Source organism: Streptomyces sp. NPDC056224, from assembly GCF_042267665.1.
In the GTDB taxonomy this organism is placed as follows: Bacteria; Actinomycetota; Actinomycetes; order Streptomycetales; family Streptomycetaceae; genus Streptomyces.
In genome coordinates, this window is the sequence record NZ_JBHJTK010000089.1 from 1 (window position 1) to 8,808 (window position 8,808).

At 69.3% G+C, this 8,808-nt stretch carries 8 protein-coding genes; 2 read left to right on the plus strand and 6 right to left on the minus strand.

Annotated elements, in window-relative coordinates:
- Positions 1-124 precede the first annotated feature (124 nt).
- A complete protein-coding gene (locus ACFCZ1_RS38125) occupies positions 125-1,021 on the minus strand; it encodes a tRNA (adenine-N1)-methyltransferase (RefSeq protein ID WP_150520350.1) in 897 nt (298 codons plus the stop codon).
- An 18-nt stretch (positions 1,022-1,039) separates the two neighbouring features.
- Positions 1,040-2,239: a site-2 protease family protein gene (locus ACFCZ1_RS38130; RefSeq protein WP_376682871.1), complete on the minus strand. Its 1,200-nt coding sequence runs from the start codon at positions 2,237-2,239 to the stop codon at positions 1,040-1,042.
- 167 nt (positions 2,240-2,406) lie between these two features.
- Here ACFCZ1_RS38130 and ACFCZ1_RS38135 point away from each other — a divergent pair, with 167 nt between their 5' ends.
- Positions 2,407-3,291: a RecB family exonuclease gene (locus tag ACFCZ1_RS38135; RefSeq protein WP_376682872.1), complete on the plus strand. Its 885-nt coding sequence runs from the start codon at positions 2,407-2,409 to the stop codon at positions 3,289-3,291.
- Between the two features lie 64 nt (positions 3,292-3,355).
- On the plus strand, positions 3,356-4,027 hold the full coding sequence (locus tag ACFCZ1_RS38140) for a response regulator (protein ID WP_376682873.1): 672 nt from the start codon (positions 3,356-3,358) through the stop codon (positions 4,025-4,027).
- 76 nt (positions 4,028-4,103) lie between these two features.
- On the opposite strand, the gene ACFCZ1_RS38145 is transcribed toward ACFCZ1_RS38140, so the two are convergent.
- The 4 genes from ACFCZ1_RS38145 to ACFCZ1_RS38160 all read right to left on the minus strand — a co-directional run.
- Positions 4,104-5,687 carry an ABC transporter substrate-binding protein gene (locus ACFCZ1_RS38145; RefSeq protein WP_376682874.1) on the minus strand — a complete coding sequence of 528 codons (1,584 nt, stop codon included), beginning with the start codon at positions 5,685-5,687 and terminating at the stop codon, positions 4,104-4,106.
- A 70-nt stretch (positions 5,688-5,757) separates the two neighbouring features.
- The gene (locus ACFCZ1_RS38150; RefSeq protein ID WP_376682875.1) at positions 5,758-7,362 is read right to left on the minus strand and encodes an ABC transporter substrate-binding protein; all 1,605 of its coding nucleotides are present in this window, start codon (positions 7,360-7,362) and stop codon (positions 5,758-5,760) included.
- Between the two features lie 515 nt (positions 7,363-7,877).
- A complete protein-coding gene (locus ACFCZ1_RS38155; protein ID WP_376682876.1) occupies positions 7,878-8,579 on the minus strand; it encodes an HAD family hydrolase in 702 nt (233 codons plus the stop codon).
- Between the two features lie 112 nt (positions 8,580-8,691).
- Positions 8,692-8,808: vitamin B12 dependent-methionine synthase activation domain-containing protein (locus ACFCZ1_RS38160; RefSeq protein ID WP_158727364.1), on the minus strand; the 117-nt coding region annotated here is incomplete at its 5' end.

Below are 8,808 nucleotides of genomic sequence, written 5' to 3' on the forward strand. Positions count from 1 at the left end.
CTTGGATCAGGGCCAAGGATGCACCCGACCCGCCCAAGCCTCACTACATCGACCCCAAGCTCATTCACAGGGACGCCGGGAACTGCGCCACAGCGCCTTCGTGTTGGGCGGGTCCGGCGGGTGGCTACGCGGAGCGGTCGCTGCCGGGGCCGTCGTAGTCCTCGCCGTAGGCGCCCTTGGAGGGGCGGCGGCGGCGCAGCGGCGGCTCGACGCCGTCCGCGAGGCGGCGGGCGGTGACGAGGAAACCGGTGTGGCCGATCATCCGGTGGTCGGGGCGGACGGCCAGGCCCTCGACGTGCCAGTTGCGGATCATCGATTCCCAGGGCTGCGGTTCGGCGTAGCAGCCGAACTCGCGGATGGATTCGACGGTTCGGGCGAGCTGGGTGGTGGTGGCCACGTAGCAGCAGAGGATGCCGCCGGGGACGAGGGCCTTGGAGACGGCTTCCAGGCACTCCCAGGGGGCGAGCATGTCGAGGATCACGCGGTCGACGTCGGTGTCGGACAGGTTGTCCTGGAGGTCGCCGACGGTCAGCTGCCACGCGGGGTGCGGGCCGCCGAAGTAGCGCTCGACGTTGGCGGTGGCGATCTCGGCGAAGTCCGCGCGGCGCTCGTAGCTGTGGAGCATGCCCTGGTCGCCGATGGCGCGCAGCAGGAAGCTGCTCAGGGAGCCGGATCCGACGCCTGCCTCGACGACTCGGGCGCCGGGGAAGATGTCGGCGAAGGCCAGGATCTGGCCCGCGTCCTTGGGGTAGACCACGGCGGCACCGCGGGGCATGGACAGGACATAGTCGGGGAGCAGGGGGCGCAGCGCGAGGTACGCGACGTTGCCCGTGGTGCGGACAACACTGCCCTCGGGAGCACCGATCAGCTCGTCGTGCGGGAAGGAACCCTTGTGGGTGTGGAAATTCTTCCCGGCTTCGAGCGTGAACGTGTAGTGGCGGCCCTTGGGGTCGGTGAGCTGAACCTGGTCCCCGACCTCGAAGGGCCCGCGTCGGCGGGCGGCACCGGTCGGTTCGGACATGTGACCAGTGTATTGGCTTCAGGACTGGGGCCGCGCCATGGCCTTCACGAAGGCCCTTTCGACGTCGGCGGCGGAGAGGACTCCGTAGATCTCGCCGGTGGGTTCGAGGACGAGGTATTCGGTGGCGGGGGTGGTGCGGAGGTGGTCGAGGAGTTCTTCGCCTGTGAGGTCCGCGGAAACCTTCATGCCGTCGGTGAGGTCGCGGGCGAGGCCGCTGACGGCGACCCAGGGGCGGCGGTGTTCGGGGACGCCGACGATGGAGGCTTCGCGGACGATGCCGATGGGGTCTCCGTGGCCGTCGACGATCACGATGGCGCGGGCGCCGGCTTCGGTGGCGCGGCGCAGGGCTTCGGAGAGGGGGGTGGCGCTTTCGACGGGGACCGCGCGCCGGGTGAGGGCTCGGGCGCGGAGTTCGGGGAGGTGTTCGCGCAGGCGGGCCATGCGCAGGCTGTTGCCGGCGCCGGTCCAGATGATCGCGGCGAGGATGGCGGCGAGCAGGGCGTCCATGACGGTGTCCATGCCGCCGATGTCGCTGGTGCGGTTGCCGACGGCTCCGGTGTGGGTGAGGAGCGGGAGGCCGAGGAGGACGGCGACGGCGAGGCCGCGGCCGATCCAGGCGGCGGCGATGGTGCCGGTCATGGGTTTGCCGGTGATGCCCCAGATCACTGCGCGGAGCATGCGCCCGCCGTCGAGGGGGAGGCCGGGGAGCAGGTTGAAGGCGGCGACGAGCAGGTTGGAGATCATCAGGCCGGCGAGGAGGACGCCGGGGACGGTGGCGGGGTCGACGGCGCTCATGCCGAGGTAGAAGGCGCCGGCGAGGAGGAGGGAGAGGAGGGGGCCGACGAAGGCGAGGACGAATTCGCGGCCGGGGGTCTCGGATTCCTTCTCGATCTCGGAGACGCCGCCGAAGAACTGGAGCTGGATGCGGCGGACGGGGAGTTTGAAGCGGAGGGCGGCGACGGTGTGCGCGAGTTCGTGGACGAGTACGGAGGCGTAGAAGGCGACGGCGAAGAAGAGGGAGACGAGGTAGCGGGCGGGGCCGAGGTCCGGCAGGACGCGGTCGAGCTGGTCGCCGAAGACCCAGGTGATGAGGGCGGCGACGAGGAACCAGCTGGGCGAGACGTAGACGGGTACGCCGAAGGGGCGGCCCATGAGGAGTCCGCCGCCCGGGCCGGAGCGCCGGCCTCCGCGCTCGCCGGTTTCGTCGGTGTCTGCCACGGCTTTCCTTCGTTCTGGGGGCTCCCCGGGGAAGGGTCCGGGGGGTTTGTGGTGTGTGCGTCGCGATCGTGGTGGAGCGGGGCGTGATGTACCGATCATGCAGTGCGAGGTGCCTTTGCGTCGATGGTATGCGCGTGCTGTCGGTCGCGGGTCGTAGGGTTTCACGCATGACGACGAGCCCCGGTAGCGGTCCGGCTGACGTGGCGCCCAGTGCCGTGGCGCCTTCCTCGCTCTCTCCTTCGCGGGCGAGCGATTTCATGCAGTGTCCGTTGCTGTACCGGTTCCGGGTGATCGACAGGCTGCCGGAGAAGCCCAGTGCCGCGGCTACCCGCGGGACGCTGGTGCATGCGGTGCTGGAGCGGCTCTTCGACCATCCGGCGCAGGAGCGGACGGCGCCCCGGGCGAAGGCGTTGATCCCCGGGCAGTGGGACCGGCTGCTGGAGTCGAAGCCGGAGCTGACGGAGCTGTTCCCGGAGGGGGACGAGGGGGCCGGGCTGGCGCGGTGGCTGACGGAGGCCGAGGCGTTGGTGGAGCGGTGGTTCACGTTGGAGGACCCGACGCGGCTGGAGCCGGTGGAGCGGGAGTTCTTCGTGGAGACGGAGCTGGAGTCGGGGCTGCGGCTGCGCGGGATCATCGACCGGGTGGATGTCGCGCCGTCGGGTGAGGTGCGGATCGTCGACTACAAGACGGGGAAGGCGCCGCGGCCGGAGTACGCCGAGGGTGCGCTGTTCCAGATGAAGTTCTACGCGCTGGTGGTGTGGCGGCTGAAGCAGGTGGTGCCGCGGCGGCTCCAGCTGGTGTATCTGGGCAGCGGGGACGTGCTGACGTACGACCCGGTGATGGCGGATCTTGAGCGGGTGGAGCGCAAGCTGCTCGCGCTGTGGGACGCGATCCGGGAGGCGACGGAGACGGGCGAGTGGCGGCCGCGGCCGACGAAGCTGTGCGGTTGGTGCGATCACCGGGCGGTGTGTCCGGAGTTCGGCGGGACTCCCCCGGTGTATCCGCTGTCGGTGCCGCCGCGGGACGGGGCCGTCGGCCCGGCGGATTCCTGATCGTGGGGTCAGGGCAGAATGGGCGGGCCCGCCCAAGACGTCCGACGAATACGAGGTAGACCCCGTGGCGATCCGCGTCCTACTGGTCGACGACCAGCCGCTGCTGCGCACCGGTTTCCGGATGATCCTGGAGGCGGAGGGGGATCTGGTGGTGGTGGGCGAGGCCGGGGACGGCTTGCAGGCGCTGGACCAGGTGCGTGCGTTGCAGCCGGACGTGGTGCTGATGGACATCCGGATGCCGCGGATGGACGGGGTGGAGGCGACGCGTCAGATCACGGGTCCGGGCCGGGACGGTCCGGCGAAGGTGCTCGTGCTGACGACGTTCGATCTGGACGAGTACGTGGTGGAGGCGCTGCGGGCGGGGGCGAGCGGTTTCCTGCTGAAGGACGCGCCGGCCAATGAGCTGGTGCAGGCGATCCGGGTGGTGGCGGCGGGTGAGGCGATGCTCGCGCCGAGCATCACGCGGCGGCTGCTGGACAAGTACGCGGGGCACCTGCCGTCGGGTGAGGACACTGCGCCGGACACGCTGGGGACGTTGACGGAGCGTGAGGTCGAGGTGTTGAAGCTGGTGGCCCGGGGGTTGTCGAACGCGGAGATCGCGGCGGACCTGTTCGTGAGCGAGACCACGGTGAAGACGCATGTGGGGCACGTGCTGACGAAGCTGGGCCTGCGTGACCGGGTCCAGGCGGCGGTGTACGCGTACGAGAGCGGGCTGGTGCGGCCGGGCGCCCAGTAGGGCGGCCCGAGGGACGTACGGGAACGGGCCGGCAGCCGCGTGAGGCGGTTGCCGGCCCGTTGCCGTACGGGGTGGGTCAGCCCTTGCTGATCTCCCAGAAGCGGAAGACGGTCGAGGCGTCGAGGGACCACTGCAGGCCGGTCACGTTCGTGCGGGAGACGGCGTACTGCTTGCCCTGCCAGAGCGGGAGGATCGGGATCTCCTCGGCGACGATCTCCTGGAGCCGGTTGTAGTCCGTGTTGGCGGCGGTGCGGTCGGACTTCGCGGAGGTCGACGGGATGATCGTCCCGGTGATCTCCTTGTTGTCGTAGTTGTTGCGCAGGACGCTGTCCGGGCCGAAGAACGGCTGCGTGAAGTTGTCGGCGTCCGGGTAGTCCGGCACCCAGCCCTTCACGTAGATGCCGTACTTGCCGTCCTGGATGTCCTTCTCGTACTGGTCGAACTCGACGGACTTCATGTCGGCGTCGAAGAGGCCGCTGTCGTTGAGCTGCTTGGCGATGACCTGGAACTGCTGGTCGGTGGAGGGGCCGTAGCGGGACGGCGTGGAGTACAGGGTGACCTTGACCTTGCCGTTGATGCCGGCGGCCTTGAGGACGGCCTTGGCCTTCTCCACCTGCGGGCTGCCGCCGTAGCGGTCGAAGAAGGGGGTGGTGTGTCCGGCGATGCCGGCGGGGACGATCGAGTAGAGCGGTGTGGCGGTGCCCGCGTACACGTCCTTGACGAGGGCTTCGCGGTCCACGAGGTAGGCGATGGCCTTGCGGACGGGGAGCTTGCCGACGACGGGGTCGCTCATGTTGAAGACCATGTGCTCGACCTCGGCGCCGGTGCCCTGGACGACGTCGACCTTGTTGTCGCCGGTCTTGACGGCGGCGAGGGCGGCGATGTCCTTGGCGGCCAGGCCGCGGAAGGCGAAGTCGACGTCGCCGCTTTCGAGGACGGTCTTGAGGGCGGTCTGGTCGCCGTTGAAGAACTTCAGCGTCACGCCGGTGTTCTTGGCCTTGGCCTTGCCGGTGTAGGCCTCGTTGACCGAGAAGCTGGCGCTCTTGTCGTTGAAGGCGTCCAGCTTGTAGACGCCGGAGCCGACGGCCTTGTTGTCGGTGCGGAGCTTGTCGGCCGGGTACTCGGCGTGGTCGACGATGGCGCCCGCACCCGAGGCGATCTTGCTCGGGAAGGTCGCGTCGGACGTCTTGAGGCGGAAGACGACGGTCTGGTCGTCGGGCGCGTCGATGCCGGCGATCGACGCGAGCATCACGGCCGGGCCGTTCTCGTCGTTGATCTTCAGTGTGCGCTCGAAGGAGTACTTGACGTCCTTCGAGGTCAGGCTGTGGCCGTTGCTGAACTTGAGACCGGGGCGCAGGGTGCACTTGTACACCTTGCTGTCGGTGCCCTCGAAGTTGCAGGCCTGGGCGGCGTCGGGCTCCGGGGTGGTGCCGCCCTTGGGGAAGCTCAGCAGCGACTGGAAGACGTTGTTGAAGAGCAGCCAGGAGCCGGGGTCGTAGCCCGACGCGGGGTCGGTGGACTTCACCTTGTCGGATATGCCCATGACCACGCCCTTGCCGTTGCCGGCGGTCGAGCCATCGGTCGAACCGCAACCGCTGAGCAGCGCGGCGGCGGTGGCTGCGCCGAGCGGGGCCGCCAGCCACTGGTTACGTCGATTCACGGATACGTCCTTCACAGTCGAACTGTTTCGTTGCTCCGGCTCGCGACACCCGCTGCCGGTCATTGCCTTCTCAGCCGCTAACGCCGCGGCCGAGCTCCCACAGCTGGAGGTCGGAGATGGCGTTGACCGACCACTCCACTCCGGTGATCCCGTCGCGTGCGGCGACGTACTGCTTGCCCTGCCACAGGGGCAGGACGGGCACGTCCTCGGCGACGATGTCCTGCATCTCCGTGATCGCGGGGACGGCGACGTTGCGGTCGACGGCGCGCCGGGATTCGGGGAGGAGCCTGGTGCGCACCGCGTTGTTGGCGTACGGCGTGCCCAGGAAGTTGTCCTGCTCCAGGAACGGGGCGAGGAAGTTTTCGGCGTCCGGGTAGTCGGGGAACCAGCCGAGCCCGTAGGCGGCGTGGTCGCCCTGCTTCTGGGCGGGGCGGAAGTCGGCCCAGTCGGTGCCCTGGACGGTGATGTCGAACAGCTGGGTGGAGTTGAGCTGGGCCTTGAGGGCCTCGAACTCGGCTGCGGTGCCGTCGCCGTAGTGGTCGTTGGTGTAGTGCAGCGTCAGCTTGACGGGGGTCTTGATCCCGGCGTCCTTCAGCAGGGAGGCGGCCTTGGGGGTGTTGGCCTCGCCGTACTTGCTGTAGAAGGAGTTGACGTGGCCGGTCACGGCGCTGGGGACCAGGGAGTAGAGCGGCTGCGCGGACTTGCCGTAGACCTTGGAGATGAGGGCGCCCCGGTCGACGGCGGCGGCGAGGGCCTGGCGCACGGCCTTGTCCTTGACGACGGGGGCCTCGGTGTTGAAGCCGAGGTAGCGGATCTCCAGACCGGGCATCGGGACGAGCCTGACGCCCTTGGGGGGCTTTCCGGCGAACTCGGTGATCTGGGCGGGCGACAGGGTGCGGGAGACCATGTGGATCTTCCCGTCGGTGAGCGCCCTGCCCATGGCCGCGGAGTCGGGGAACGTGCGCAGTTCGACCTTGTCGTTCCGGAGCTTGAGGTCGCCCTTGTAGTGCGGGTTCTTGCTGAACACTGCCCGGACGAGCTGGTTGTCCCTGACTTCGGCCTTCATCGTGTACGGGCCCGAGCCGTCGACGCCGAAGCCCTCGCGGAGCTTCTTGGCGCCGTAGTTCTTCTCGCTGACGATGCCGGTCGCGGGGGTGGAGAGCTTGTACGGGAAGGTCGCGTCCGGGGTCTTCAGGTGGAAGACGACGGTGTCGGCGCCCTTGGCCTCGACGTTGTCGAGGTTGGCGAGCAGCGCGGACGGGCCGTTCTCGTCCTTGATGGCGCGGACGCGGTCGATGGAGAACTTGACGTCCTTGGCGGTGAGCGGGTCGCCGCTCGCGAACTTCAGCCCGGGACGCAGGGTGCAGCGGTAGCTCTCGTTGCCGGTGTCGGTGAAGCGGCAGTCGGAGGCTGCTTCGGGGACGGGCTGGCCGCCGCCGCGCGGGGTGTGCATCAGGGTCTGGACGGTCTGGCGCAGGACGTTCCAGGCTCCGGCGTCGTACGCGTAGGCCGGGTCGAACGGGGCGGGAGCGTATTCGGCGGCCTCGAACCGGTCGGTGGTCCCGACGACGATCGCCCCGGATCCCGCTCCTCCGCCGCTGGCGCTGCCGCATGCGGCGAGCGCGGGCGTGAGCAGTCCGGCCGCAGCCGTCAGCACCATGGTCTTGCGGTTCATGCTGGAAGTACTCCCTGTAACCGGCACTTGCTCAAAGCGGTGTGAAGGGGCACTTCGCGACGGTCGCCCGTTCAGGGCGGAACGATCGGGCCGGTGTAGTGACGATCGGTCCACGCGGTCCCGGCACAGGGGTGTGTGTCGGTAACGGCTGAGGTGCGGCGCGGTGCCCGGTTCGACACTAGTGGGCCGGGACGGGATGGCTGGAACTGGCCTGACTTGGGGCGTATTCGCACCGTGATGGGAGCGGACTGGCTGTCCATGGGGAAGACGCTCCGGATTCGGTCAGGAGCTGATCAATCCGGACACAAGGGAAGGCGCCGGGGGCGTGGGACAGGCGTGTCAGGGGTTTGGCAGGTGACCAAGGTCACCCGTGTCGGTCCGGCCGAAGGGGATGGAATTTCAGCCTCCGGGGCATCTGGCGGAAGATCCTCTCGCCAGACCTTGGTCCTGCGGTGGTTCCGTTCGGTACAGAGCGTGTGCGGGGCGTACCGGTGCGTACTGCTGGGCGCGGGAGCTCAGTTCAGGGGGGTGATGAGCGAGCGCAGGAACGGCAGGTCCACGTCCTCCAGCGAGCGCATGATCGTCCGGCCGGGGGCGGGCTCGATGTGCCCGACGGAGGGGATGGCCACGACCCGGCAGCCGGCGGCTTCCGCGGCGGCGACGCCGGTGGCGGTGTCCTCGATGACGGCGCACCGCCCCGGGTGCGCGCCGAGGGTGCTCGCGGCGAGCAGGTACGGGTCGGGGTGCGGCTTGGTACGGGAGACCTCGTCGCCGGCGACCGTCATGGTGAAGCGGTCACGGCCGAGGGTGAGCAGGACCTGGTCGATGACCCGGCGGTGCGAGGCGGAGACGAGGGCGGTGGGCACGTTGTGCCGCGCCAGCTCGCTGAGCAGCCGCTCGGCGCCGGGCATGAGCGGGACCTGGTCGGCGATGCGGGCCTCGAAGCGCTCGTTGAGGAGCACGCTGAGCTCGGCGAGGCCGATGGCGGCGCCGGTCGCCTCGATCAGGAAGGCGGCGCTGCGGCTCATGGGGCCGCCCACGACCACGTCCCGCCAGGACTCCTCCAGCCGGTGCCCGAGCTCCCGGAAGATCTCGGCCTCGATCTCCCACCAGAACCCCTCGGTGTCGACGAGGGTGCCGTCCATGTCCAGCAGCACCGCCTGCAGGGCGTGCCCGTCGGCCGCACGGACCACGGGGACGGGAACGGTGCTGGTCATGGGCACGCCTTTCTCAGGGGACGAGAAGGCCGGTCACCTCCACCCGCGGGAACGTGCCCTCGGGAACAGGTGACCGGCCTGTATGGGACCGACCAGTGTACGCCGGTCCGCCTCAGCGTGCGTTGAAATACTTCGCTTCGGGGTGGTGGATCACGATGGCGTCGGTGGACTGTTCGGGGTGGAGCTGGAACTCCTCCGAGAGGTGGACGCCGATCCGCTCCGGCTGGAG